At 67.9% G+C, this 24,604-nt stretch carries 23 protein-coding genes and 1 riboswitch; of the genes, 10 read left to right on the top strand and 13 right to left on the bottom strand.

Annotated features, from left to right (window positions below):
• Positions 1-503 (bottom strand): MarR family winged helix-turn-helix transcriptional regulator (locus tag ACT3S6_RS14600; protein ID WP_444555554.1); only part of this gene is annotated, 503 nt, incomplete at its 3' end.
• Positions 504-604: 101 nt separating this feature from the next.
• On the opposite strand from ACT3S6_RS14600, the gene ACT3S6_RS14605 reads away from it, so the two are divergent.
• Entirely contained in the window at positions 605-2,473 is a 1,869-nt protein-coding gene (locus tag ACT3S6_RS14605) for an ABC transporter ATP-binding protein (protein WP_444555555.1), read from the top strand.
• 242 nt (positions 2,474-2,715) lie between these two features.
• Here the strand turns inward: ACT3S6_RS14605 and ACT3S6_RS14610 are convergent, their stop codons facing one another.
• Complete coding sequence (locus ACT3S6_RS14610; RefSeq protein ID WP_444555556.1) at positions 2,716-3,966, bottom strand: phospholipase D-like domain-containing protein; 1,251 nt, start codon at positions 3,964-3,966, stop codon at positions 2,716-2,718.
• A 215-nt stretch (positions 3,967-4,181) separates the two neighbouring features.
• Between ACT3S6_RS14610 and ACT3S6_RS14615 the strand changes: the two genes are divergently transcribed.
• On the top strand, positions 4,182-5,567 hold the full coding sequence (locus ACT3S6_RS14615) for an MFS transporter (protein WP_444555557.1): 1,386 nt from the start codon (positions 4,182-4,184) through the stop codon (positions 5,565-5,567).
• Positions 5,568-5,608: 41 nt separating this feature from the next.
• Here the strand turns inward: ACT3S6_RS14615 and ACT3S6_RS14620 are convergent, their stop codons facing one another.
• The 5 genes from ACT3S6_RS14620 to ACT3S6_RS14640 form a co-directional block, all read right to left on the bottom strand.
• Entirely contained in the window at positions 5,609-6,910 is a 1,302-nt protein-coding gene (locus tag ACT3S6_RS14620) for an MFS transporter (protein WP_444555558.1), read from the bottom strand.
• Between the two features lie 181 nt (positions 6,911-7,091).
• Positions 7,092-7,775 carry a cation diffusion facilitator family transporter gene (locus tag ACT3S6_RS14625; RefSeq protein ID WP_444555559.1) on the bottom strand — a complete coding sequence of 228 codons (684 nt, stop codon included), beginning with the start codon at positions 7,773-7,775 and terminating at the stop codon, positions 7,092-7,094.
• Positions 7,763-8,095 carry an ArsR/SmtB family transcription factor gene (locus ACT3S6_RS14630; protein WP_444555560.1) on the bottom strand — a complete coding sequence of 111 codons (333 nt, stop codon included), beginning with the start codon at positions 8,093-8,095 and terminating at the stop codon, positions 7,763-7,765. Before ACT3S6_RS14630 ends, ACT3S6_RS14625 begins: the two co-directional genes overlap by 13 nt.
• 47 nt (positions 8,096-8,142) lie before the next feature.
• Positions 8,143-8,859, bottom strand: coding sequence for a metal-dependent transcriptional regulator (locus tag ACT3S6_RS14635; RefSeq protein ID WP_444555561.1), 717 nt, complete (start codon positions 8,857-8,859; stop codon positions 8,143-8,145).
• On the bottom strand, positions 8,856-10,118 hold the full coding sequence (locus tag ACT3S6_RS14640; protein WP_444555562.1) for an Nramp family divalent metal transporter: 1,263 nt from the start codon (positions 10,116-10,118) through the stop codon (positions 8,856-8,858). Before ACT3S6_RS14640 ends, ACT3S6_RS14635 begins: the two co-directional genes overlap by 4 nt.
• Before the next feature lie 92 nt (positions 10,119-10,210).
• Here ACT3S6_RS14640 and ACT3S6_RS14645 point away from each other — a divergent pair, with 92 nt between their 5' ends.
• Entirely contained in the window at positions 10,211-11,323 is a 1,113-nt protein-coding gene (locus ACT3S6_RS14645; protein WP_444555563.1) for a glutathione S-transferase family protein, read from the top strand.
• 7 nt (positions 11,324-11,330) lie between these two features.
• Here the strand turns inward: ACT3S6_RS14645 and ACT3S6_RS14650 are convergent, their stop codons facing one another.
• The gene (locus ACT3S6_RS14650; protein WP_444555564.1) at positions 11,331-11,780 is read right to left on the bottom strand and encodes a hypothetical protein; all 450 of its coding nucleotides are present in this window, start codon (positions 11,778-11,780) and stop codon (positions 11,331-11,333) included.
• Between the two features lie 32 nt (positions 11,781-11,812).
• Positions 11,813-12,286: a hypothetical protein gene (locus ACT3S6_RS14655; protein ID WP_444555565.1), complete on the bottom strand. Its 474-nt coding sequence runs from the start codon at positions 12,284-12,286 to the stop codon at positions 11,813-11,815.
• 85 nt (positions 12,287-12,371) lie between these two features.
• Between ACT3S6_RS14655 and ACT3S6_RS14660 the strand changes: the two genes are divergently transcribed.
• Positions 12,372-13,400 carry an RNase H family protein gene (locus ACT3S6_RS14660; RefSeq protein WP_444555566.1) on the top strand — a complete coding sequence of 343 codons (1,029 nt, stop codon included), beginning with the start codon at positions 12,372-12,374 and terminating at the stop codon, positions 13,398-13,400.
• A gap of 55 nt (positions 13,401-13,455) precedes the next feature.
• Entirely contained in the window at positions 13,456-14,601 is a 1,146-nt protein-coding gene (locus ACT3S6_RS14665; RefSeq protein WP_444555567.1) for a serine hydrolase domain-containing protein, read from the top strand.
• Between the two features lie 16 nt (positions 14,602-14,617).
• Here ACT3S6_RS14665 and ACT3S6_RS14670 read toward each other — a convergent pair whose 3' ends face one another.
• Positions 14,618-15,433 carry an FAD:protein FMN transferase gene (locus ACT3S6_RS14670; protein ID WP_443384132.1) on the bottom strand — a complete coding sequence of 272 codons (816 nt, stop codon included), beginning with the start codon at positions 15,431-15,433 and terminating at the stop codon, positions 14,618-14,620.
• On the bottom strand, positions 15,430-15,717 hold the full coding sequence (locus ACT3S6_RS14675; RefSeq protein WP_443384133.1) for a hypothetical protein: 288 nt from the start codon (positions 15,715-15,717) through the stop codon (positions 15,430-15,432). Before ACT3S6_RS14675 ends, ACT3S6_RS14670 begins: the two co-directional genes overlap by 4 nt.
• A 180-nt stretch (positions 15,718-15,897) precedes the next feature.
• Here ACT3S6_RS14675 and ACT3S6_RS14680 point away from each other — a divergent pair, with 180 nt between their 5' ends.
• Positions 15,898-16,659, top strand: a complete 762-nt coding sequence (locus ACT3S6_RS14680; RefSeq protein WP_444555568.1) for an SGNH/GDSL hydrolase family protein — start codon at positions 15,898-15,900, stop codon at positions 16,657-16,659.
• Positions 16,660-16,687: 28 nt separating this feature from the next.
• Complete coding sequence (locus ACT3S6_RS14685) at positions 16,688-17,422, top strand: VIT1/CCC1 transporter family protein (protein ID WP_444555569.1); 735 nt, start codon at positions 16,688-16,690, stop codon at positions 17,420-17,422.
• Between the two features lie 5 nt (positions 17,423-17,427).
• Here the strand turns inward: ACT3S6_RS14685 and ACT3S6_RS14690 are convergent, their stop codons facing one another.
• Together ACT3S6_RS14690 and ACT3S6_RS14695 are read right to left on the bottom strand one after the other, a co-directional pair.
• The gene (locus tag ACT3S6_RS14690) at positions 17,428-17,982 is read right to left on the bottom strand and encodes an RDD family protein (RefSeq protein WP_441380373.1); all 555 of its coding nucleotides are present in this window, start codon (positions 17,980-17,982) and stop codon (positions 17,428-17,430) included.
• Between the two features lie 71 nt (positions 17,983-18,053).
• On the bottom strand, positions 18,054-19,538 hold the full coding sequence (locus ACT3S6_RS14695; RefSeq protein ID WP_444555570.1) for an amino acid permease: 1,485 nt from the start codon (positions 19,536-19,538) through the stop codon (positions 18,054-18,056).
• Between the two features lie 262 nt (positions 19,539-19,800).
• A riboswitch (glycine riboswitch) is annotated at positions 19,801-19,899 on the top strand.
• Between the two features lie 188 nt (positions 19,900-20,087).
• On the opposite strand from ACT3S6_RS14695, the gene gcvP reads away from it, so the two are divergent.
• The 3 genes from gcvP to gcvH are packed head-to-tail and all read left to right on the top strand — an operon-like array spanning position 20,088 to position 24,559.
• Positions 20,088-22,973 carry an aminomethyl-transferring glycine dehydrogenase gene (gene gcvP, locus ACT3S6_RS14700; protein WP_441380372.1) on the top strand — a complete coding sequence of 962 codons (2,886 nt, stop codon included), beginning with the start codon at positions 20,088-20,090 and terminating at the stop codon, positions 22,971-22,973.
• A gap of 38 nt (positions 22,974-23,011) precedes the next feature.
• Complete coding sequence (gene gcvT, locus ACT3S6_RS14705; protein WP_444555571.1) at positions 23,012-24,139, top strand: glycine cleavage system aminomethyltransferase GcvT; 1,128 nt, start codon at positions 23,012-23,014, stop codon at positions 24,137-24,139.
• A gap of 39 nt (positions 24,140-24,178) precedes the next feature.
• Entirely contained in the window at positions 24,179-24,559 is a 381-nt protein-coding gene (gcvH, locus tag ACT3S6_RS14710) for a glycine cleavage system protein GcvH (protein ID WP_444555572.1), read from the top strand.
• Positions 24,560-24,604: the final 45 nt, after the last annotated feature.

The raw sequence follows: 24,604 nt of genomic DNA on the forward strand, positions 1-24,604 counted from the left end.
CGGTGCTGGGCCACCGGTTCGTCCCCGGCCAGGACGCCCAGCAGGCGGGCCAACTCATCGCGCTCGCCGGAATCGAGCCGGCCGAAGTATTCGGTGGACTGCCTGCGACGCGATTGGTGGATCCTGGAGCGCAGTTCCTGCCCGTCGGCGGTGAGGCGGACCAGTACGGCCCGGCGGTCCAGCGGGTCCGGCGCCCGTTCCACCAGCTCCTTGGTTTCGAGCTGGTCGATGACTTCGGTCGCCGACCGCGGGGCGATCCGCAGCAGATCGGCCAGTGCCTTCAGCCGCAGCCCGGCCTCCGGGCCGCCCCCCGCCCCCCGGACCTCGGGCGGGCAGGGTCCACACCCGCGAGCCAGCGTATTCAGCGCCCGCCATTGGTGCGGGGTCAATTCAAAGGGGGCCAATTCGTGCGTCCAGCGGCGACGGAGCCCCCGGAAGGCAGCGTGGAAGAGGTCGCCGAGATCGGGATCTTCGGTCAGGCCGGGGGGCACATCAGCGGTCATGCCCTCAGTGTACCCATTTGCGATCCTCCCACATAATGAGGTAACCTCTGCATAGTTGCCGGGCATCCCGGGCGACTCCTTCAACCCAGGAGGTGCTGCCGATGAAACCGGCACGGACTCCAGAACCACCCTCCCCCCGCCGTGGGGGCCCCGGCAGGATCAGCGCCGATGACCGCAACCAGCTCGCCCGCCATCCGGTGAGCCTGCGCCGGGTCGCCGGGCTCTTCGCCCCGCACCGGAAGATTATCACCGTGTTGATGCTGCTCATCAGCGTGGCGTCGGTGGCCGGCCTGGCCCAACCGTTCCTGATCCGCGGCATCATCGATGACGCCATCCCCGACGGAAACGTCCCGCTGCTGGCCTGGCTGGCCGGGGCCATGGTCGTCATCGCGGCGATCACCGCCCTGATCGGCGTCGTGCAGACCTGGATGGCCACCGACATGGGCCAACGGGTCATGCACACCCTGCGCACCGGCATGTTCACCCACCTCCAGGCCCAGTCCCTGGCCTTCTTCACCCGGACCCGCGGGGGAGAAATCCAGTCGCGGCTCACCAGCGACATCGCCGGAATGCAATCGGTGGTGACCACCACGGCAACATCCATCGCCACGAACCTGACCACCGCCGTCGCCACGGCCATCGCCATGGTCGCCCTGTCCCCGATGCTCAGCATCCTCTCGCTCATCGTCATCCCGCCGGCGGTCTTCCTGAGCCGCCGGGTCGCCCTGCTGCGACGCGATATCACCGCGGACCGCCAGGCGGAGTTGGCGAACCTCTACACCCAGGTCGAACAGGGCCTCTCGGTATCCGGGGTGCGCCTGGCCAAGACGCTGGGCACCACCGAACGCGACGCCGCGGACTTCACCGCCAGCTCGCACCGGCTCATCGGGCTCGAACTGCGCTCGCAACTGGCCGGACGCTGGCGGATGGCCACCATGCAGATCGTCTTCGCGGCCATCCCCGCGGCCATCTACCTCGCCGGCGGCTTCCCGGCCGCCACCGGCGGGATGACCATCGGCACCATCGTCGCCTTCACCGCACTGCAGTCGACCATCTTCCGCCCGATCATGGGACTGCTGAACGTCGGGGTCCAATGGGTCACGGCGATGGCACTCTTCAGCAGGATCTTCGAATACCTGGACCTGGTCCCGGAGATCACCGCCCCCGATCACCCCGTGCGGATCGACCCCGACACCGTCCGCGGGGAACTGCGCTTCGAAGGCGTGGGGTTCTCGTACGACGGCGAATCCCGGGCCCTGGCCGATATCGATCTGGTGGTGCCCGCGGGGACCGCGACGGCGATCGTCGGGGCGACGGGGTCGGGGAAAACGACCCTCGGGGCCCTCGTCCCGCGGTTGCACGAGGCGAGCGCGGGGCGCATCACCATCGACGGGGTCGACGTGAAGGACCTGGCCCCCGCCGACCTGGCCCGGATCGTCGGGGTGGTCTCCCAGGAGTCCTATCTGATCCACGCCTCCATCCGGGAGAACCTTCGCCTGGCGGCCCCCGAAGCCACCGACGAGCAGTTGTGGGCGGCCCTCGAGGCAGCGCGGATCGATGAGTTGATCGCCGCGTTGCCGGTCGGGCTGGAGACGATCGTCGGGGCTCGGGGACACCGGTTCTCCGGCGGGGAGCAGCAGCGTCTGGCGATTGCCCGGACCATCCTGCGCAATCCGCGGATCCTGGTCCTGGACGAAGCCACCTCGGCCTTGGACAACACGACCGAGGCCCAGGTCCAGGCCGCCCTGGACCGGCTTTCGGAGGGACGGACCACGGTGACGATCGCGCACCGGCTCTCCACGGTGGAGCGGGCCGATCAGCTGGTGGTGCTGGACGCGGGGCGAATCGTCGAACGGGGGAGCCCCGCCGAATTGCGGTCGGCCGATGGCCCGTTCGCCCGCCTGCTGAGGGTCCGTGCCGCGGCCGACGAACTGCGGCTGGAGGACAGCGGGCCGGTCGGCTCGTGGTAGCAGCCGGGTGGGCCCGCGGCGCGGCCTGGGGCCGGTCCGGGACAAGAGTAGGCCCTTGGAAACCCAGCCTGGTTTCCAAGGGCCTTTTCATCACTCGCACCTTCTTGAGGTACTCCCCAGCCTAGGAGCGCCGGCTGGGAGCCGACTGTGCGGACCGTAGGAGGCAACTGGCAGTCGGGCCGACGCCCGGGGCGCGCCGCGGTCCTTCGCAGGGGCGGGCTCCGGTCGCGCTGGATGGACGGCTAGAGGAACGGGCGCAACGGAATGAGGATGACTTCGCTGATCTTGGCAGCCGGGTTCTGCCGGCTCCAGTCGGACAGCGTCAGTTCCCGGCAGTTGGTGCTGTCGACTTTGAAGATCCTCTCCATTTTCGCCGCGAACTCCGGGTCGTGGATCTCAAGGTTCGTCTCGTAGTTCCCGGTCAGGCTCAGCCGGTCGATGTTGGCGGTGCCGATCGTGGACCATTGGCCGTCGATGGTGGCGGTTTTGGCGTGGATCATGGCGTCGCGGTAGAGCAGGATGGAGATCCCCTCCCGCAGCATGGTGGTGAAGAACCCCCGGGCCAGCCAGTCGGCCAGGACGTGGTTGGAATCCTCCGGGAGGATGAGCCTGACATCGACGCCCCGCCTGCTGGCGGCCCGCAGTGAATCAAGGATCTGCCGATCGGGGATGAAGTAGGCGGTGGTCATGTAGATGTGATCGCTGGCCCGGTTGATGGCGTCGAGGTAGACCCCCCGGATCGGGTACACCAGATGGGAGGGGATGTTGTTGGCCGTGCGGATGTGCGGATCCCACGTCAGCGCCGGCTGGTGGGGGATTTCCGGCCGGCCGCAGGCGGTGTTCCAGACGTCCAGGAATGCCTGGCGCAGTTCCCAGACCGCCGGACCCTTGAGGCGCAGATGCGTATCGCGCCATTCGGTGGCGTAGAGATCCCCGATGTTGTAGCCGCCGACGAAGCCGGTTTCGCCGTCCACGATTAGCAATTTGCGGTGGTCCAGGCCGGTGCTTCGCAGCGGGGTGAACAACCGTGAGGGGCGCAGGACGGGGAACCGGTACACGTGGACCCCGGGGTGGAACCGGAAGAAGGAGCGGGGGACGACGAGGTTGGCGAAGCCGTCGTAGATGACGAAGACGTCGACCCCGCGGGCCGCGGCATCGTTCAAGGCTTCCTTGAAGCGTTGTCCGGTCGCGTCGGACTTCCAGATGTACGTCTCCAGGAAGACGTGTTCTTCGGCGCCGCGGATGGCGGCGAGCATATCGGCGTAGACGTCTTCGCCGTAGGTGTAGATCTTCGTCTCGGAGTCCTTGACGGGGGCGTCGAATGCCCCCGGGCGCGGGAACCCCGCCCGGCGGGTCCGTTGGCGGCGTTTGAGCGAATCGAAGATCACCAGGCCGGCCACCACCGTGGCCTGCAAGGCCACGAAGGCCAGCGCCAATCGGGCGGCCGTTTTTTTCAAGCCCGCCATGACGGCGGGCGGGATCACGGAAGACATGGTGTGAGTTTAGTTCCGATGCCGGCGTCGGGGCTCGTGCGACTCGGCGCCCCGGGGCGGAGACGGGGTTGACGGCGGGGGTGTCGTCCCTCACACTGGATAATATACGATTTAGTATACTAAGTCAGGATCTGTAGGTGGCGCCAGAGACGTCGTCGCGCAGCAGAAGCCAGGTGGGGGGCGCCGGAACCGCCACACCAGTCCAGGAGTGAACCATGAGCACAGCACGGCTCGATGCCCACGCACGCAAGACCCAGCGACGCGTCGCCTTTGCCACGATCGTTGGGACCACCATCGAGTGGTACGACTTCTTCATCTACGCCACGGCCGCCGGCCTGGTCTTCGCCCATGTGTTCTTCGCTCCGGCGGGGGAGTCCATCGGACTGCTGCTCGCCTTCGCCTCCGTGGGCATCAGCTTCCTCTTCCGGCCGCTGGGGGCGTTCCTTGCCGGGCATTACGGGGACAGGATCGGCCGGAGACCGATGCTGGTCATCACGCTGATCATGATGGGCTCCGCGACGACCCTCATCGGCGTGTTGCCGACCTATGGGACCGCCGGGATCCTGGCCCCCATCCTGTTGCTGTTGCTGCGGATCCTGCAGGGGGTCTCCGCCGGCGGCGAATGGGGTGGAGCGGTACTGATGGCCGTCGAGCATGCCCCGGCGGACCGCCGGGGTCGGGCCGGCGCATTCCCCCAGCTGGGTGTGCCGCTGGGCCTGCTGCTGGCCACTGGCGTGACCGCACTGATGACCGGGTGGATCTCCCCGGGGGAGGCCTTCGTCCAGTGGGGGTGGCGGATCCCGTTCCTGCTCAGCGTCGTGCTGATCGCCGTCGGCTACATGGTCCGCCGTGCGGTGGACGAATCCCCGGTGTTCCAGGAGATCGCGGAGAAGAAGCAGCAGACCAAGGTGCCGATCGCCGAGCTGTTCCGCAAGCATTGGCTGCTGGTGCTCCTGGCCGCGCTGGTCTTCGCGGGCAACAACGCCGCGGGCTACATGGCCACCGGCGGATTCATCCCCAGCTACGCGACCAGTGATGCCGTGGGCCTGGACCGCACGGATGTCCTGGTGGCCATGACCTTCGCCGCTGCCATGTGGTTCATCTTCACCTTCGCCGCCGGGGTGCTGGCGGACAAGATCGGGCGCAAACGAACCTACCTGATCGGCTTCGGCATCCAGATACTGATGGTCTTCCCGCTCTTCTGGATGATCGATACCGGCTCACTGGCACTGCTCTACCTCGCGCTGGGACTGTTCACGATCGGGCTCGGGTTGACCTACGGTCCGCAGGCCGCCTGGTACTCAGAGATATTCCCGGCCTCCGTGCGGTTCTCCGGGGTGTCGATCTCCTATGCCCTCGGGGCGATCCTGGGTGGGGCCTTCGCCCCGACCATCGCCCAGGCCCTGATCAACGCCACCGGCACCGGGGCATCCATCTCGGTCTATCTGCTGCTCATGACCGTCGTGGCCATTGCCGCAGTGCTGATCCTGCGGGATCGGCCCGGGATCAACCTGTCCATCAACAACCAGGCCGAGCAGGAGGTGGGGGCCACCATCTTCGATCAGCGACGCGCCCCCGCGTTCGAAAAGGCGAGGGGGTAGGCCCCGGTCACGGCCGGCCACTGCCGCGTGCCGTGCGGCAGCTAGCCGGTTTTCCCGGTCTCGGGGAGCGAATGGCTCACGACGACCCCTGCGACCCCGAGCACGGCCAGGAAACCCAGCGCGGCTTCGGGGCCCAGCGCGGCGAGGGCGCCGGAGATCGCACCGGCGACCAAAAGCAGGACCCCCATCGCCGTGTTGGCCACGGCAATGTACCGGGTGCGGAGATCTCCCTCGGCGAGGTCGACCACATACGTCTTCCGTGCCACCCGCACCGCGGTATGGCTCAGGACCAGGACCAGATAGACCGCCGGATAGATCCACCACAGTTCCCGGCTACCCGGGATGAACAGCACGACGGCGAGGAACAGGACCACGACGAGCGTGGCGAAGGCGGCACCCCAGAGCATCAGCCGGCGTGAGGAGCGATCGGCCCAGCGGCCGAAGGGCCGTCCACCCACCAAAGCCGCCACGCCCTGGGCCATGACGAACGGACCGAGCGACCCGAGCCCGGCATCGCCGGTTGCGGCACTGAGGGCAACGACGAAGGGCGGGCTGAGCGCGGAGACCAGCAACAGGGCGCGGGCGACGACGAATCGGCGGAACCCGGCATCGCTGCGCAGCAGGTTCCATGCCGAACGGGCCCACCCCTCGTCCTCGACAGCCGAAGCCGGCGGATCCTCCTGCTCGGGCTCGCGGACTCCCCGGTACACCACTGCGGCCAGGACCCAAGCCAGAGCGGCAGCCCCAAGCAAGGCCGCCAGCACCATTGTCGAGACGTCATCACCACCGAGCAGACGGATCAACAGCCCCAGGGTGATTGCGACGGCGCCCGAGAACACCGTGGACCACCCGTTGATCTGACCGCGCTCGCCTTCGGGCACGGTACGCCCGAGCACATCCTTGCCCGCCAACGAACACAGCGACCGGGACACCGAGAAGAGCGCCAGCGCTGCAAGGAGCAGCACGCCTGCCGCTTGTCCATCCAGCGTCGCGGCGATCAGGGCCAGGGCCGCCGTCGCCAGCGCCTGGCCCGCGGCGCCGATGATCCAGACCGTCGTCCGCCGGCCCCGGCGTTGCACCATCGGGGCCATAGCCGCCTGCGGCAGCATGGATCCGGACTCGCGGATGGGCACCAGCAGCCCGACCAGGACCATCGGAGCTCCCAACGAGGCGAGCAGCCACGGCAACACGGTCTTCGCGTTGACCACCTGGTCCCCGACGGCCTGGAGCGAGTTGGCGACCACCTGGCGCAGGCCGTTGCGGGCGATGATCCGTTGATGGGCCTGCGACTGGTCGCGTCGATCCGCCCGGACGAGGCGTTGATAGACGCCCCGGGTATTCACTGCGGGACCCCGGGGTCGCGGTGTGCAACCGTGAGGCGGTCCGGGAGTGCGGGGGCCCGGCTCCCGCCGGTGGTTGCGCCGTAGGGCCGGGACGGCACGACCCCTGTTGCGAGTTCCATCCGCGCCCCTCTTTCCGACAGAGTGGAACCAGCCTACTGCCCCCAGGGGCGGCCCGGGCGGATCAGCAGCAGTGCGGGTCCGAGCCGGCGGATTCGGCCTCGCCGGTGATCGCCGAGAGCGGTTGCGTGCAGGCATCGCCCCGCCAGGCCTCGAGACCTTCGCGCAGGGCGACGACGGCAATGACCAGCCCGGCCACCGGGTCGGCCCAGGTCCAGCCGAAGAGGCTGTTGAGCAGCAGGCCGAACAACACGGCCGCCGAGAGGTAGGAACAGATCAGCGTCTGCTTCGAGTCGGCGATGGCCGAGGCCGACCCGAGGGCCTGGCCCGTCCGGCGCTCCCACAAACTAAGGAACGGCATGACAACGAGGCTGACGGCGGCCAGGACGATGCCCACGGTGCTGTGTTCGGCTTCCCGCAGCCCCGCCAGGGTCAGTACCGCGTCGATGCTGATGAAGACCGCCAACCCGAAGAAGGAAAAGGCGATCAACCGCAGTGCCGTCCGTTCCCGTTTTTGCGGATCCGGGGCCGAGAATTGCCAGGCCACTGCCGCGGCGGAGAGGACTTCCACGATGGAATCCAGGCCGAAGCCGAGCAGCGCCACCGATGACGCTGCGGTGCCGGCGGCCAAGGCGATCACTGCTTCGATGACGTTGTAGCTGATCGTCAACGCCACGATCAGCCGAATGCGGCGCTTCAGGACCTCGCGTCGTTGGTCGCGGTCCCCGGGAGCCCTCAGCACGTGCATCCGGGCCCTGCACAGCAGTCGGGTTCCATCCGCAGGGCGGCCTTGAGTAGTTCGTCCATGGCAGCTGCCAGATGGGGGTCGGTCAGGCGATACCAGGAACGCCTGCCGTCGGGGATCGCCTCGACGAGCCCGCAGCCGCGCAGGCAGGCGAGCTGGTTGGACATGACCTGCCGGGAGACGCCGAGGGCCTCGGCCAGATCGGACGGATAAGCCGGTCGTTCCCGCAAGGCCAGCAGCACACCGACGCGGGTGGGGTCGGATACGGCATGGCCGAAGCGGGACAGTGCGGCGGTATGCGAGGCGGTGGCGGTGGGATGCATGAGTACCACGGTACAGCTAATCCTGAATTCACAAAAGCGTGGATGACCTAGTGATCGGCGGCCGTGGCGGTGACCCACAGGGCCCGGATGGCTTCGGGGCGCAACACCACCCGGGCCTCGTCGTCGTGCGGGGCCAGGGCCAGGGAGCCATTGGCTTCGGCTGCCGCGATGTCGACCAGCGCGCCCGGGCGCAACCCGTGCCGGGCGAGTAGGCGCAACAGACCGGGGTCCTCGTCGGAGATGCGAGTGACCTCATAGGTTCCCGGGAGGGCCTCTGCGAGGTTGACCGCATGTGCCGGACGCCGCGTGGCTCCGGCCACGGTGGGGATCGGGTCTCCGTGGGGGTCGTGGACGGGGTGCCCCAGCAGGGAATCGATGCGTTCGATCAGCGTGTCCGAGACGGCATGTTCGAGGTTCTCCGCCTCGTCGTGGACCTCCTCCCAGGAATACCCCAACGTACGGACCAGGAAGGATTCGAGGAGACGGTGCTTGCGGACCATGGCCACGGCATGGCGTTGTCCAGCGGCGGTGAGGCGGACCGGCTGGTAGGGCTCGTGGATGACCAGCCCCTGGGCGTGAAGCCGGCGCATGGTGTCGGAGACATTGGCGGCGGTGGTCCCGAAGCGTTCCGCCAGCGCCTTTCCGGTGACCGGGGAGCCGCCCCATTCGGTGGCGGACCAGATGGCCTTCAGGAAATCCTCGGCGACGCGGCTGATTTCCCCGGAGCCCGGGGGCGGGGTTGCCGGAGTGTGTTCTTGTCTCATTGGGCCCCCGTGACGGTCAGGGAGATGAGCAGCAGATTCAAGGCGATGATGGCCACGGTGATCGCCCACGCGAAGACCTGGGTGCCCAGGCCGTTGATGAACCGGCCCATCACCGAACGCATCCCCGTATAGCGGACCAGAGGGACCAGTGCGAAGGGGATGCCGATGGAGAGGAAGACCTGGCTGAGCACCAGGGCCCAGGTCGGGTCGACCCCCACGGTGAGGATGGCCAGTGCCGGGATCAGCGTGACGACCCTGCGCGCCAGCAGGGGGATCCGGCGCTGCAGCAGGCCCGACATGATGGCCGAACCGGCATAGCAACCCACCGAGGTCGATGCCAGGCCCGAGGCCAGGAGTCCGACGCCGAAGATGACGCCGATGACCGGTCCCAGCGCCTCGACGATGGTCCCATGGGCGCCCTGGATCGTGTCGGTGCCCTCCACTCCGCGTAGGCTCGAGGCCGCCAGCAACAACATCGCGATGTTGACCGAACCGGCCACGATCAACGCCAGGACGACGTCCCAACGGTTGGCATGCAGGAGTCGCCGGATCCCCGATTCGGTGTGCCCTTCACCATGCCGGTCCCGGGCCAGGGAGGAATGCAGGTAGATGGCGTGGGGCATGACCGTGGCCCCGAGCATGCCGGCCGCGAGCAGGACCGTGCCCGTGCCCTCGAACCTGGGAACGAGCCCGCCGGCGGCGGCACCCCAGTCCATCGGGCTGACCAGCAGGCCCGCAACGAATCCGATGGTGATCAGCACCAGCAGCGCCATGATCACCAGTTCGAAGGGGCGTTGACCATGCCGGGACTGGATGGTCAGCAGGGCCATCGAGACGATCCCGACGATCAGCCCGCCCAACGGCAACGGCAGGCCGAAGAGGATGTGCAGTGCAATGGCCCCGCCGATGACCTCGGCCAGATCGGTGGCCATGGCGATGAGCTCGGCCTGGCCCCAGAAGGCCAGGCGGCCGCCGCGCGAGAGCCGGGCGCCCAGGATCTCGGGCAACGACCTGCCGGTGACCAGCCCCAGCTTCGCCGAGAGGTACTGGATCATCACGGCCATGACGTTCGCCGCCACCAGCACCCAGACGAGCAGGTAGCCGTGTTGGGCTCCGGCGGTCAGGTTCGCCGCGACATTGCCGGGGTCGACATAGGCGATGGCCGCAACGAAGGCCGGACCCAGCAGCCACACCAGGCGTCGCTGGGGGTGTCCTTGCCGTTCCACGACGGACGGTGCCGTCGAACCAGTTCGTTTCATCGCACGGATCCTTTGAGTTAAGTCCACTTAACTTATCGTTCCGGGACCCGATGACGCCAGCGGGATGACGTGAACCGGCCTAGGATGGGCCCATGGATGAGAACCGGTATTCCACCCGCGGCGCCTATGTGAACGTTGGTGAGGAATTCACCCGTGACACGAACTACATCAATGATCGGATCGTCGCCGATCCGGAGGCCGTCCGGGCCTCAGCCGCCCAGGGTGGTGGCTCCATCGGGGACCCCGGGGCCGGACTCTCGGAGGGGGCCCGGGCCTGGCCCGTGGAGGCCGGACGCTATCGGCTCGTGGCGGCCCGCGCCTGCCCGTGGGCGAACCGGGCCCTGATCGTGCGCCGGCTGCTGGGGCTCGAGGAGGCGTTCAGTGTCGGACTGCCCGGTCCGACCCACGATGTCAGGTCCTGGACCTTCGATCTGGATCCCGGAGGCCGGGACCCCGTCCTGGGGACCGAACGGCTGCAGGAGAACTTCTTCCGGCGCTTCCCCGACTACCCGCGGGGCATCACCGTTCCGGCAATGGTGGACATCCCCACCGGCGGCGTCGTGACCAACGACTACCCGCAGATGACGCTGGACTTCTCGACCCAATGGAAGCAGTTCCACCGGGCGGGGGCCCCCGACCTGCTGCCTGCAGGGCGCTGGGAGGAGATGGCCCCGGTCATCAAAAGGATCTTCACCGAGGTCAACAACGGGGTCTACCGCTGTGGTTTCGCCGGTTCGCAGCAGGCCTACGACGAGGCCTACCAGCGCCTCTGGACTGCCATGGACTGGTTGGAGGAACGCCTCGCCGGGCAGCGGTACCTGATGGGGGAGACCATCACCGAGGCGGATGTCCGCCTGTTCACCACCCTGGTGCGCTTCGACGCCGTCTACCACGGGCACTTCAAATGCAACCGGAACAAGCTCGCCGAGATGCCGGTGCTCTGGGCTTATGCCCGGGACCTGTTCCAGACCCCGGGGTTCGGGGACACCGTCGATTTCACGCAGATCAAACGGCACTATTACATCGTGCACGAGGACATCAATCCCACCGGATTCGTGCCGCAGGGCCCCGCGCTGGACAACTGGCTCCAGGCCCACGGACGCGAGGAACTGGGCGGTTCCCCGTTCGGCTCCGGAACGGCGCCCGGACCGGTGCGTGCCGGGGAGGAAGTCACCGCCGGGCACAACCCGCTCCATCCCGGTTGAGGTCCGGCTACCCGTTGCGTCCGGGCTGCCCCCGATCGTCAAGACCCTTCAGGAACAGGTTTTTCTGGACCTGGTCCCAGCCCTCGGAGGTCAGTTTGGAGGCCTCGAAGTCGTCGGCCTCTATCCTGGCCGAGATGCCGTAGAACGAAACGTCGAACGGCATGCCGGCACAGGCGATGTGATCTTCCTCCGCGACGATCAGGCAGAGGCCCTCATCCGATTCGGCGCTCTGCCTGGCATCCCCGGTGGCTGCGCGGGCCATATAGAACGAGAGGCCGTCGACCTGGGCGGCAAAGCGCACTGTATCCGGTTCGAATCCGCCGACATGGAGATCGGAGGGCAACTCGTCCTGCGCGGTGGCCGGCTCATCGAGTAGTTCGATGCCCTGATCCGCCGGGCTGCTGCACCCGGCCAGGAGCGGTAGGGCCAGTAGCGGAACCAGAAGGTGACGTCGCATGGGGCCAGCCTCCCCGACGCGTTGGATTCTGGCTACCCCTCGTCCTCGGGAACCGGATGGCGTGGGGGTGTCCTGCTGCTGTGGTCCAGACCCTTGACGAACAGCTGGCGCTGCAGCTGTTCCCACCCCTCGGGTGCCGGGTGCGGGGTGTGCTCAGCGTCGGGCACGAATCGGGCCGAGACGCCGAGGAACCGGGTTTCCAAGGGCAGCGGTCCGCAGGTGATGACCTCCGGCTCGGCGACGATGAGGCAGGCCCCCCACCCCGGCGGGAGGTTCGCCGGACCGCCCGTCAGGGGTGGCCGGGCCAGATAGAAGGAGAAGCCATCGGTCCGGGTGAGCAACCGGGTGGTTCCCGGCTGGAAGCCCGCCACGGCGGTGTCGGCTGGCAGGGCATCCTCCGCGGTGGCCGGCCGATCGAGGAGTTCCAGGCCCGCGCCGGTGGAGCCGCACCCTGCCACTGGAGCCAGGCATAAGGCCAGCAGCGGAACCATGAGGCGAGGGCGCATGGGGACAGCGTGCCCGATGGGCAGGCTCCTGGCTACCGTCGGGGGCCAACGCGAAGCGTCGGGGTGGCATGGCAGGATGGAACCCATGACGATCACCGCCGCCGCAGACGGCTCCGCGCTTGGAAACCCAGGACCCGCCGGCTGGGCCTGGTACGTCGACGACTCCGCCTGGCGGGCCGGCGGCTGGCCCCACGGGACGAACAACATGGGCGAACTGATGGCCGTGCTGGATCTGTTCCGTTCCACCGAACATGTCGCCGACGAGCACCTGCACATCCTGTGCGATTCCCAATACGTCATCAACTGCATCACCAAGTGGATGCCGGGGTGGAAACGCAAGGGATGGAAGAAGGCCGACGGCAAGCCGGTGTTGAACGTGGACCTGCTCAAGCAGATCGATGAGGCCATCACCGGCCGCGACTACCGGTTCGAATGGGTCAAGGGCCATGCCGGGCACCACCTCAACGAGGCGGCCGATGACCGCGCCCGGGCTGCGGCCACCGCCTACCAGTCCGGGCGGGGCAGCGACGCGGGCCCGGGCTACCCGGGATCCGGGTCACCTGAGGCCGGCCCGGCGGACCCCGGCCCTTCCCCGCAGGCCGAGCCGGCCCCCACCGGTGCGGACCCCCTGGAACAGGACGACTTGTTCTCCTCCCTCGAGGACCCCGCCGAAACGGGCCGCGGAAGCGCCGAGATCGATGCCGTGGTCGCCCTGGAACGGGAGTTGCTGGATCCTCGGGTCCGCAGCGAAGTGGGACAGCTGAACTTCCTGCTGCATCCGGACTACCGCGAAGTCACGTCCCGGGGGACGCTGACCGAACGCGAGACCGCGGTGACCGTCTTGTCCTCGGGGGCCGTGGACCTGCTGGAAGCCGCCGATCAGGTGGGCGAGGAGGACGACGTCGTCCCGCACGGCGGATGGTCGACCCCGCCGGCCGGCCCCGGGATCGACCGTGCCTTCGAACTGCTCGAGGCGATCCGCGTGGGGGTGGAGGCGATCCACCTGACCTACCGTCTGGTCGGAACGGAATCGGCGGTCACCGTCGGTTCCCTGTGGCAGCGTGAAGAGCAGCGCTGGCGGTTGCGCTTCCGCCAGGAAACCCCCGAAGTCTAGATCCCCGAATGCCGGGGACCCCTCCCCGGAATCGGCAGAGCCCAGGAGCCCCACCGTGAACGACCCGCGCTTCGCCCCCGTCACCGAGCTGTTGGAATCCTTCGCCACGGCGGACCCCGACTACTCGGCCCAGCTCTGCGTCTACGCCGGTGGGCACCCCGTCATCGACCATGCGGTGGGACCGAACTCACAGCTGGATTCGCTGACCGGGGTCTTTTCCGCCTCCAAGGGGGCCGCCGGCATGGTCATCGCCCTGCTGGTGCAGGATGGCCTGCTGGACTTGGAGGAACCGGTGACCAGGTATTGGCCGGAATTCGCGGCCCGGGGCAAGAAGGCCATCACGGTCGGGCAACTGCTGAGCCACCAGGCCGGGCTGCCGGGGGTCGACGGCGGCATGGCGGTGGAGCACTACACCGAATCATCCCAGGGCGCCGCACGCCTGGCCGCCGCCCCTCCCGTCTGGAAACCCGGCTCCACGCACCAATACCACGCGTTGACCATCGGGATCTTCGCCGAGGAACTCGTCCGGCGCATCACCGGGCAGACCCTGCAGCAGGTCTACGAGACCCGCATCCGGGAGCCCTTCGGCATCGACTTCCACCTCGGTCTGCCCGAGGGCGAGGAGCCCCGGTTCCGCGAGGTGCTCAAACCCGCGCAAAGCCCGGAGCTTCCCTTCATCGACCCGTATGGTCCGCTGGGTCTGGCGCTGAACTCCACGGCGGGCTTCGATATCGGAGAGGGCATCAGCTACGACCTGCTGGACCTGCCCAACTACCGGCGGATCAGGGCCTCGGGCCTCGCGGCCGCCGGGGGAGTGGCCAGTGCCCGCGGCCTGGCGCGGCTCTATGCGGCGGCCAGCACCGGCGTCGTCCGGGACGACGGGGCCGCCGATGGGCCCTTCCTGACCGAGGACACGCGAGGGACGGTGGCCGCCGAGCAGGTGTTCGGCCTCGACCGGGCCAACGGGCTGACCGGGGCGTTCGCCGTGATGTTCATGAAATCGATCCCGCGCAACGACTTCGGGTCCTGGCAGTCCTTCGGCCACGACGGGGCCAACGCCACGCTGGCCTACGCCGACCCCGCCTACGGCATCGGATTCGGTTATGTGCCGGCCCGGGCCGAGGAGAGCGGCACCGGCACCCGGGGTGGGCAACTCAGCGTGGCCGTACGCCAGGTCCTGCTCTCCCTCGCCGGCGGCTGAGCGGCGGCACCGGGGTTCACGCGCTCTGCTGCAGGGGCCAGGTCGAGGAGGCGAGTAGTTCGCCGTCGTGCCCGCAGACCAGGACCGCGACCCCGAAATCGCGGACGGCGGCCTCCAGGGTGGATTCCCCGCCGACCATGATGGCCTGGGACAGCACATCCGCGGTGACGATCTCCTCGGCCAACACGCTGACCTGCAGATAGGCGTTCGGCCCGGATCCCGCCCCCGTCGAAGTGGTGGCCAACGCCGCGGTGAACCCGGGGGTCCCGGCCAACGGCACATCGGCGACCAAGGTCGCCGGATCGAAGGGATCGGTGATCCCGGCCCGCCAATGCCTGCCATAGAACGGGTCGGTTCCGGTGGGTTCTGCCGGGAAGGGCGAACCGCTGCACAGCACGTCGCCGCCGGCGGTGACCGACCAATGCGGCAGTTGGAGGTCCATCATGGCCTGGCCGGCGTGGGCGATGGCCCACCCCTTGACCAGCCCGCTCAGATCCACCGGTCCGGTGGAGGTGTGCGGGGTGTAGGCACCGTCGGTCGCCTGGCGCCAGACGGTCGCCTGCTCATAGAGCGCCCGCAACCGGCGGTGGGCGTACCGGAGTTCGATGTCCCCGCGACGCAGGCTCTCCACCGGGCCCTGGCCGTCGACGCCGAAGGAGGTCTGGGCGTCGAGGAAGATGCGCTGGACCGTTTCCACGGCGGCGTCGAGCTCGTCGGGCTCCAGCGGCGCGCTGATGCCGACCGTCGTGCCCAGGGCCTGGAACGACCGGTGGGCCAGCTCCGGGATCCGCGGATCGGCCGGCCCGCCCGTCGCTTCGTCCACCACGCTCATGCCCGGGGTCCCGCGAGACCTGCCGGGGCCATGTGGTCCGGCGTGCTGATGAGCTGGACGGGCTCCGAACCGCGCAGCTGCTGGCGCCTGACACTGGACAGGGTCGAGGGACTGGCCGCCGGCCTCGTGGTGATCGCAACCGCGGAACCGCTCGTGGTGGACCCGAGTCGATAGGGTGCGGGAGCCGGTGTCGCCTGGGCGACCGGTGGCGTGCTGCCGACCCAACCGGCGGCCAACACCCCGGCGGAGGCCACGGAAGCAAAGATGGCTTGGCGGATGTTCACGAGGTGGTCCTTTCGAGGACGGGTTCCTGTCGGTGTTGCATGAAACCAGCCTGTCGAACCGAACTGTGAACACCCTGTGACCGGCCCGCATGGCGGCCCCAGGCGGGCGGGTTTCGCCGAGGGCGGATACATATCGACCGGTGGCGGGCGTCCGGAGAGCGGTGGACGTAGGCTGGACGGGTGGAATTCGAGAAACGGTATCTGGCCCTGGGGGACTCCTTCACCGAAGGCGTGGGTGATGAGGACCCGACCCGTCCCCACGGCGTCCGCGGGTGGGCCGATCGGGTGGCCGAGCAACTCTGTGCCGCCGACCCGGCCTGGGGGTATGCGAATCTGGCCATTCGTGGCAAGAAGATCCACCAGGTCATCGACGAACAGCTCGAAACGGCCCTGGCCATGGAACCGACCCTGGTCACGCTCTATGCCGGGGGCAACGACATCCTGCGCCCCCGGGTGGATATCGACGCGCTGATGGCCGGTTACGACGACATGGTGGCCCGCCTGCGGGCCACCGGTGCAACCGTCGTGGTGTTCACCGGGTTCGACTCCTCGGCCTCGGCCGTCTTCGGCAAGACCCGGGGCCGGACCGCCATCTACAACGAATGGGTGCGTGAAGCAGCTGACCGCCATGGCGCCCTCGTCGCCGACTACTGGCGTTGGCGTGAATTCAGCGATTTCCGGTACTGGGCGGTGGACCGGCTGCATATGGGTCCCCCCGGGCATACGCTGATGGCCAAGAAGGTGTTGACCCTGCTCGAGGGCGCCGACGCGATCGCGACCCCGGAGCTGGAGAGCGCCCCGGAGCCGACCCGTAGGGAACAACTCGCCTCCAACGCCCGCTGGACCCGCGAATTCGTGGTGCCGTGGATCGGGCGCCGTGTGCGGGGGACCTCCTCGGGGGACTCGATGGGCCCCCGCTACCCGGCCTACATCCGGCTCTGAAGGACGGCGCAGTGATTGACTGGTGGCCATGAAGCCATCCACCGGAGCAAACCAGCACGACGGCGAACCGCATGAGGGCGGGGGACTGGCCGAACGGTTGAACTGGCTGCGGGCCGGGGTCCTGGGCGCCAACGACGGGATCGTCTCCACCGCCGCCGTCGTGGTCGGGGTGGCCGGAGCGACCACGGCCACCGGACCGATCCTGGCCGCCGGTGCCGCCGCATTGATCGGCGGAGCGGTGTCCATGGCGCTGGGCGAATACGTTTCGGTCTCCAGTTCTGCGGATTCGCAGCATGCCCTGATTGCCCAGGAGCGGAGGGAACTCGAGCAGATGCCCGAGGAAGAGCTCTCCGAACTGGCCTACCTCTATGAGCAGAAGGGGTTGAGCGCCGCCACGGCGCAGAGGGTTGCCAGCGAACTCACCGCCCATGACGGCCTAGGGGCGCACCTCGAGGCGGAACTCAAGATTGACCGCGACGATGTGGTCAGCCCATGGAGTGCCGCGGCGGCTTCCGCGGTGTCCTTCACTGCCGGGGCGTTAGTGCCCTTTCTGACGGCCGTCCTCTTGCCCGCCGACTGGAGGATCCCCGTGACCTTCCTGGCCGTGCTGTTCGCCCTCGCGGTGACCGGAGGCATCGGCGCACGTCTCGGGGGAGCTCCGATGCTCAAACCGGTGACACGGGTAGTGGTCGGTGGGGTCTTGGCCCTGGGGGCCACCTTCCTCATCGGCACCTGGCTGGGCCAGAGCGGAGCCGTTGGCTAGCGGGATCAGCCCTGCTTGATGACCTGGGTGCCGCCGGCGAACTGATCGAACCAACTCTGGCGTTTCACGGCGTCGCTGTTGATGGTCACCGCGATCACGATCGCGGCGGCCAGCGAGGCGAGCGAACCAAGGATGGAACCGATGAGCGGCAGGATTCCGAGTATCCCGAACCCCATCCAGATATTGCGCTTGATCGCCTCGGTCATATCCGGGCGGCCACCGTTGGCCCCGACGACGTGCAGTTTCATGATCATCTTGCCCACGGTCTGTCCCCGGCTGGACTCCATGAAGGCGAAGTAACCGACGTAGATGACGGCGCTAACTACCGCCGATACCGCCGTCGCACCGAAACTCCTGCCACCGAGCCCGAATCCAGCACCTCCGGCCCCCATCACCGCGCCGGTAATGATCAGGCCGACGATCAGGAAGTTGACGATCAGCAGGATGACGCCGTCGATCAGCCGGGCCAGGAACCTATCGGTGAGCTCCCCGGGGCGTGTACCCGTCGGGGGCATGGCGGGGCCGGTGGGTTGGGGCGGGGGAGGTGTTGGATCGCTCATGGCCCCACCATACGCAAGGATGCGCCCCAAGACCATGGTTGGACATGATCTTCATTTTCGGGCTGAGTAGGCTATATGCGTTTCCCGTCACGCTCGGTGGATGGTGGAGGGGGAGCCTGGCGGGTGGGATACTTGCCGTCCTGTGCATAGGAGGCAGCCGCCGTGGAGCGTCGCCGTCCGTAGGACAGGTAGGCGACGGCGCCGAGCGCCATCCACAGTCCGAAGACGGTCCAGGTGGTTCCCCCGAGGTTGGCCATCAGGAATACGCAGCCGGCAACCGCGAGGATCGGTGTCACCGGGTAGAGCGGAACACGGAAGGTCCGGGGCAGATCCGGGCGGTTGCGGCGCAGATAGATGACCGAAAGACTCACCAGGCTGAAGGCGAAGAGCGTGCCGATGCTGGTGGCGTCGGCCAGCTCGCCCAACGGCACCAACCCCGCGGTGACCATGATGATCCCGCCGGTGATCAACGTGTTCACCACAGGGGTTCCGGTCCGCGGGTTGAGTTTGCCGAAGATGCGGGGAACCATCCCATCGCGGGACATGGCCACCAGGACACGGGTCTGGCCGTAGAGCACCGTGATGACGATGCTGATGATCGCCACCACCGCACCGACGGAGAAGACCAGGGCCACCCAGGCCTGGCCGGTGATCTCTTCAAGGACCTGCACCAGGGCGGCCTCCTTGCCGATGAACCACTGCCAATCCTTGGCGCCGACGGCGGCGATGGCGACCAAAATATAGAGCACGGTCACGATGATCATTGAGGCGATGATGGCCCGCGGTAGATCGCGTTGTGGGTTCACCGCCTCCTCGCCGGCGGTCGATGCGGCGTCGAAGCCGATGTAGGAGAAGAACAGGCGGGCAGCCGCTGCCGAGACCCCAGCGGTGCCCATGGGCAGCAGCGGGGCGAAGTTCCCGGTCTGGAAGGCGCTGAAGGCGATGACCACGAAGAAGAGCAGCACGAGGATCTTCACGAACACCAGCACCGTGTTCACCGTCGCGGACTCCTTGGCCCCGCGCATCAGCAGGACCATGGCCAGGGCGACCACCAGGACGGCGGGAACGTTGAACAGGCCGCCGTCGGCTCCGGGGGGATTGGTCAGCGCCGCGGGCAGGTCCAGCTGGAAGACCCCGGCAAGTTCGTTGACGTACTCCCCGGCGCCCACGGCGATCGCGGCCACCGAGACCCCGTATTCGAGCAGCAGGCACCAGCCGCAGATCCAGGCCAGGCCTTCGCCCACGGTGGCGTAGGTGTATGAGTAGCTGGACCCCGACACGGGGACGGCGCCGGCCATCTCCGCGTAGGACAGGGCCGAAAGCAAGGCGGCGACCCCGGCGATCGTGAAGGAGATCCAGACGGCTGGTCCGGCCATCGGTACCGAGGAACCCAGGACGACGAAGATGCCGGTACCCAGCGTGGCGCCGACGCTGATCATGGTCAGTTGCAGCACACCCAGGGTTCGGCGCATGGTCCCGCCACCGGAACCATGGCCAGCGTCGGCCTGCAGTGTTTCGACGTCCTTGCGCAGCAGGAGCTGTCGGCCCAGCGTCAAGGGCGGGCGGAGTGAGGGTGGGACAGGAATGCCCGAGGCAGGATGGTTCGATGGAATCTGCAACTGCGTCCTCGGCGGGTTCGGGTGGACCCGCGGTTAGGCGGCGCCCGTCGGATCGCGGCAGGTGCCGGTGTCGGCAAATGAACTTACATATTTTCGCACCACCATGCATGAATATGAAAATCGGCGTTCTATTCCGAAGGTTGTCCGTGGCATGGATCTCCACGTATCATGAAGGGGTGCCCATCAGGGCACACGCCTATGACTTGCGGCGGGAGAGTCCCGTCAGATCCACTGGCGGGCGCCGTAGGAGCAATACCCTCCCCGGGAATCTCTCAGGCACCCGTACCGCCGCGCAGAGGCAACTCTGGAAAGAAGACGCATCGCCGGCCGGGGGCACCTGGCCATCAAGCGAAGCGCTCACCGACGGTGCAAGCCGCGGCCGGGACACCGGACGTAGCGGAATCTCTCAGGTCCAATACAGAGTCGGGGAGGAACCGAAGCTCATTCGGTGTGCACCACACATCGACCACACTTGGAGTTCCCCTGATGACCGAGACCACGGCCCGTCCCACCACCAGCACCGCCGGCGAACTTTCCTTCGCCGACCGTCATATCGGCCCCCGCGGCGACGCCACCGAGACCATGCTCCGGCAGCTCGGCTACGCGACCCTCGACGATCTCGTCGACACCGCAGTGCCCGCCGACATCCGCCAGGCGAAGCCGCTGGATCTTCCGGCCGCCCGCTCAGAGGCCGAGGTCCTGGATGACCTGCGTGCCATCGCCGCGAAGAACATCGTCAAAACCCAGATGATCGGCCAGGGGTTCTACAACACCATCACCCCGCCGGTCATCCTGCGCAACGTCCTCGAGGACCCCGCCTGGTACACCGCTTACACCCCGTACCAGCCGGAAATCTCCCAGGGTCGGCTCGAGGCCCTGCTGAACTTCCAGACCATGGTCTCCGACCTGACCGGACTGCCGATCGCCAATGCCTCGCTGCTCGATGAAGCATCGGCCGTCGCCGAAGCCGTCCTGCTCATGCGCCGCGCCAATAAGGCCAAGGCAGAAGCCAAGACCGTCCTGGACGCCGACCTGTTCCCGCAGACCATCGCCGTGGTGAAGGGACGCGCCGAAGCCCTGGGCTTCGAACTCGAAATCGCTGACCTCTCCGCCGGCCTGCCCGACGGCGAGATCTCCGGCATCGTGCTCCAGCAGCCGGGCAACTCGGGCCGCGTCGTCGATCAGACGGCGGTGATCGCCGCGGCCAAGGAACGCGGCGCGATGGTCACCGTCGCCGCCGACATCCTGGCCCTGACCCTCATCGTCCCGCCGGGCGAGCAGGGAGCCGACATCGCCGTGGGCAACACCCAGCGCCTGGGCGTCCCGCTGTTCTTCGGCGGCCCGCACGCCGCCTACATGTCGGTGCGCGACGGCCTGGTGCGCTCACTGCCCGGTCGCCTGGTCGGAGTCTCCAAGGACGACACCGGACTGCCCGCCTACCGGCTGGCCCTGCAGACCCGCGAGCAGCACATCCGCCGCGAAAAGGCCACCTCCAATATCTGCACCGCCCAGGCACTGCTGGCCATCACCGCCTCGATGTACGGCGTCTACCACGGACCCGAAGGCCTCAAGGCGATCGCCCAACGCGCCCACCTGCGCGCCGGTGCCCTCGCTTCGGTACTCGGCGACGCAGGATTCGCCCTGGCCAACGAGTCCTTCTTCGACACGCTGACCCTGCAGGTCCCCGGCCGGGCCGATGAGCTGGTGACCGCAGCCGAGGAACACGGCATCAACCTGCGCCGCCTGGACGCCGACACCGTGGGCATCTCCACCGATGAAACCACCACTACCGCCCACCTGGTGGCGATCGCCGAAGCCTTTGGCGTTGCCGATGCCGCCGGGGCCGTCGAGGCCGCCGAAGCTGCCGTCACCGAGGCGCTGCCCTCCGACGTCGTGCGTTCGAGTGAGTACATGACCCACCCGATTTTCCACACGGTCCGCTCCGAAACCCAGATGCTGCGCTACCTGCGCCGCCTCTCGGACCGCGACCTGGCCCTGGACCGCACCATGATCCCGCTGGGCTCGTGCACCATGAAGCTCAACGCGACCGCCGAGATGGAATCCATTTCCTGGCCGGAGTTCGCCTCCATCCACCCCTACGCCCCGTCCCACCAGACCCAGGGCTGGCGCGAACTGATCGAGGACCTGGAAGCACGCCTCTCGGCCATCACCGGCTATGCGGGGGTCTCCATCCAGCCCAACGCCGGTTCGCAGGGCGAATACGCAGGCCTGCTGGCCATCCGCCAGTACCACCTGGCCAATGGCGACGCCGAACGCACCGTCTGCCTCATCCCCGCCTCGGCGCACGGCACCAACGCCGCCTCCGCCGTCCTGGCCGGGCTGAAGGTCGTGGTGGTCAAGACCGCAGCCAACGGCACCATCGACTCCGCGGACCTGGACGCCAAGATCGAGGCGAACCATGATTCCCTGGCGGGCATCATGATCACCTACCCCTCCACCCACGGCGTCTACGACGCCGATGTGCGCGAGGTTTGCGATAAGGTCCATGCCGCCGGTGGCCAGGTCTACATCGACGGGGCCAACCTCAACGCCCTGGTCGGCCTCGGACAGCCGGGCCAGTTCGGCGGCGACGTCTCGCACCTGAACCTGCACAAGACCTTCTGCATCCCGCACGGCGGCGGCGGACCCGGCGTCGGTCCGGTCGCCGTGGCCGAGCACCTGGTCCCGTTCCTGCCCGGCGCCCCGGCCGGCGAAGCCACCGAGCGCACCGGCACCGCCGTCGCGGCAACCACCTACGGTTCGGCCGGCGTGCTGCCCATCTCCTGGGCCTACGTGGCCATGATGGGTGCCGAGGGTCTGACCAACGCGACCAAGAACGCGTTGCTGACCGCCAACTACGTGGCTTCCCGGCTCAACGAGTACTTCCCGGTGCTCTACACCGGCAATCAGGGCCTGGTCGCCCACGAATGCATCCTCGACCTGCGCGATGCCACCGCCAAAACCGGCATCACCGCCGAGGACGTGGCCAAGCGCCTGATCGACTACGGCTTCCACGCCCCGACGTTGGCCTTCCCGGTCGCCGGCACCTTGATGGTGGAGCCGACCGAGTCCGAGGACCTGGCAGAAATCGACAGGTTCATCGACGCCATGATCGCTATCCGGGCTGAAATGGAGCAGGTCCTGGCCGGCGAGTTCACGGCCGAGGAATCCCCGCTCCGTTTGGCCCCGCACAGTGCCGCAGCCGTCGTCTCCAGCGACTGGGACCGGGCCTACACCCGGGAACAGGGGGCCTTCCCGGTCCCCGGGCTGCGCCAGGACAAGTACTTCGCCCCGGTGGGACGCATCGACGGGGCCGGCGGCGACCGGAACCTGATCTGCTCCTGCCCGCCACCCGAGGCATTCGAGAACTAGACCGGATCCGCGGAACCCGACGAAAGGCAGCCTGAGCTGTGAGCACCGAAACCACCACCACGCCGAAGCAGACGCCCCTGCACGGCGAACACGAATCACTGGGCGCGCATTTCACCGACTTCGGTGGCTGGGACATGCCGCTGAAATACGGTTCCGAACTGGCCGAACACCAGGCCGTCCGCGAAGCCGCGGGGCTCTTCGACCTCTCCCATATGGGCGAGGTCCGGGTCGAAGGCCCCGAGGCCGCGAAGTTCCTGAACAGTGCGCTGGCCGGGAACATGGCCATCATGAAGATCGGCAAGGCCAAATATTCGGTGATCTGCAACGCCGAGGGCGGGATCCTCGATGACCTGATCACCTACCGCCGCGCCGAGGAGGACTTCCTCGTGGTCCCCAACGCCGGCAACGCCGACGTCGTGGCGGCAGCACTGGCCGAACGCGCCGCCGGCTTCGAGGTCACCGTCACCGACGAGTCGGCCGAGACGGCCCTGATCGCCATCCAGGGACCCGCCGCCGCGGGGATCCTCACCGGGCTGGTCACCGGCGCCGACGTCGAGACCGTCCAGGAGATGAAGTACTACGCGGCCGATGACGTCACCGTCGCCGGGATCAACGTGATGCTGGCCCGCACCGGCTATACGGGCGAGGACGGCTTCGAGCTGTACCTGCCCAACGCCGAGGCCACCACCCTGTGGAAGGCACTGCTCGAGGCCGGCACCGAGGCAGGGCTCATTCCCGCCGGACTGGCCAGCCGTGACTCGCTGCGCCTGGAGGCCGGGATGCCGCTCTACGGCAACGAGCTGTCCACGGACATCACCCCGTTCGATGCCGGTCTGGGACCGATCGTCTCCTTCAAGAAGGAGGAGGACTTCCTCGGGCGGACCGCGTTGGAAGCCAAGAAGGCCGAAGGCGTGGCGCGCAAGCTCGTGGGTCTGAAGGGCCTGGGGCGTCGAGCCGGACGTTCCCACTACGCTGTGATGAAGGACGGGAACGTCGTCGGCGAGGTCACCTCGGGCCAGCCCAGCCCCACGCTGGGCCACCCCATCGCGTTGGCCTACGTCGATGTCGAACTCACCGAGGCCGGCACCGCACTGGATGTCGACCTCCGTGGCAAGGCCCAGCCCTTCGAGGTCGTCGCCCTGCCGTTCTACTCCCGCCAGAAGTAAATCCCCCACATCCGTGGATCCAGAGACTAAGGACAACACATGAGCAAGGTTCTTTCGACCCTCCGTTACTCCGCCGAGCACGAGTGGGTTGACGACTCCACCCCGACCAAGGTCGGCATCACCCAGGTCGCCGCCGACGCACTCGGCGACGTCGTCTACGTCGACCTGCCCGAGGTCGGCTCGACCGTCACCGCCGGGGAGACCTGCGGGGAAGTCGAATCCACCAAGTCGGTTTCCGACCTCTACGCGCCGGTGACCGGCACCATCGTGGAGACCAACCCGGCCGTGGAGGACAACCCGGCCCTGCTGAACGACGACCCCTACGGCGGCGGATGGCTGTTCACCGTCGAGGTTTCCGAAGAGGGACCGCTGCTCTCGGCAGCGGACTACGCCTCGGCCAACGGTGGCGATGTCGAGTGACCATCGAATCCGCACAGGTCCTCTCCTCCAGCCTCACGGCCCCGC

Origin of the sequence: Arthrobacter sp. AOP36-C1-22 (genome assembly GCF_052377515.1) — a bacterium.
In the GTDB taxonomy this organism is placed as follows: Bacteria; Actinomycetota; Actinomycetes; order Actinomycetales; family Micrococcaceae; genus Arthrobacter_H.

What these genes read in the sequence shown, in the direction of transcription:
- ACT3S6_RS14605 (WP_444555555.1), top strand. Translation starts at nt 605, where the DNA reads ATGAAACCGGCACGGACTCCAGAACCACCCTCCCCCCGCCGTGGGGGC.
- ACT3S6_RS14610 (WP_444555556.1), bottom strand. Translation starts at nt 3,966, where the DNA reads ATGTCTTCCGTGATCCCGCCCGCCGTCATGGCGGGCTTGAAAAAAACG.
- ACT3S6_RS14615 (WP_444555557.1), top strand. Translation starts at nt 4,182, where the DNA reads ATGAGCACAGCACGGCTCGATGCCCACGCACGCAAGACCCAGCGACGC.
- ACT3S6_RS14625 (WP_444555559.1), bottom strand. Translation starts at nt 7,775, where the DNA reads ATGCACGTGCTGAGGGCTCCCGGGGACCGCGACCAACGACGCGAGGTC.
- ACT3S6_RS14630 (WP_444555560.1), bottom strand. Translation starts at nt 8,095, where the DNA reads ATGCATCCCACCGCCACCGCCTCGCATACCGCCGCACTGTCCCGCTTC.
- ACT3S6_RS14635 (WP_444555561.1), bottom strand. Translation starts at nt 8,859, where the DNA reads ATGAGACAAGAACACACTCCGGCAACCCCGCCCCCGGGCTCCGGGGAA.
- ACT3S6_RS14640 (WP_444555562.1), bottom strand. Translation starts at nt 10,118, where the DNA reads ATGAAACGAACTGGTTCGACGGCACCGTCCGTCGTGGAACGGCAAGGA.
- ACT3S6_RS14645 (WP_444555563.1), top strand. Translation starts at nt 10,211, where the DNA reads ATGGATGAGAACCGGTATTCCACCCGCGGCGCCTATGTGAACGTTGGT.
- ACT3S6_RS14650 (WP_444555564.1), bottom strand. Translation starts at nt 11,780, where the DNA reads ATGCGACGTCACCTTCTGGTTCCGCTACTGGCCCTACCGCTCCTGGCC.
- ACT3S6_RS14655 (WP_444555565.1), bottom strand. Translation starts at nt 12,286, where the DNA reads ATGCGCCCTCGCCTCATGGTTCCGCTGCTGGCCTTATGCCTGGCTCCA.
- ACT3S6_RS14660 (WP_444555566.1), top strand. Translation starts at nt 12,372, where the DNA reads ATGACGATCACCGCCGCCGCAGACGGCTCCGCGCTTGGAAACCCAGGA.
- ACT3S6_RS14670 (WP_443384132.1), bottom strand. Translation starts at nt 15,433, where the DNA reads ATGAGCGTGGTGGACGAAGCGACGGGCGGGCCGGCCGATCCGCGGATC.
- ACT3S6_RS14685 (WP_444555569.1), top strand. Translation starts at nt 16,688, where the DNA reads ATGAAGCCATCCACCGGAGCAAACCAGCACGACGGCGAACCGCATGAG.
- ACT3S6_RS14690 (WP_441380373.1), bottom strand. Translation starts at nt 17,982, where the DNA reads ATGAGCGATCCAACACCTCCCCCGCCCCAACCCACCGGCCCCGCCATG.
- gcvP (WP_441380372.1), top strand. Translation starts at nt 20,088, where the DNA reads ATGACCGAGACCACGGCCCGTCCCACCACCAGCACCGCCGGCGAACTT.
- gcvH (WP_444555572.1), top strand. Translation starts at nt 24,179, where the DNA reads ATGAGCAAGGTTCTTTCGACCCTCCGTTACTCCGCCGAGCACGAGTGG.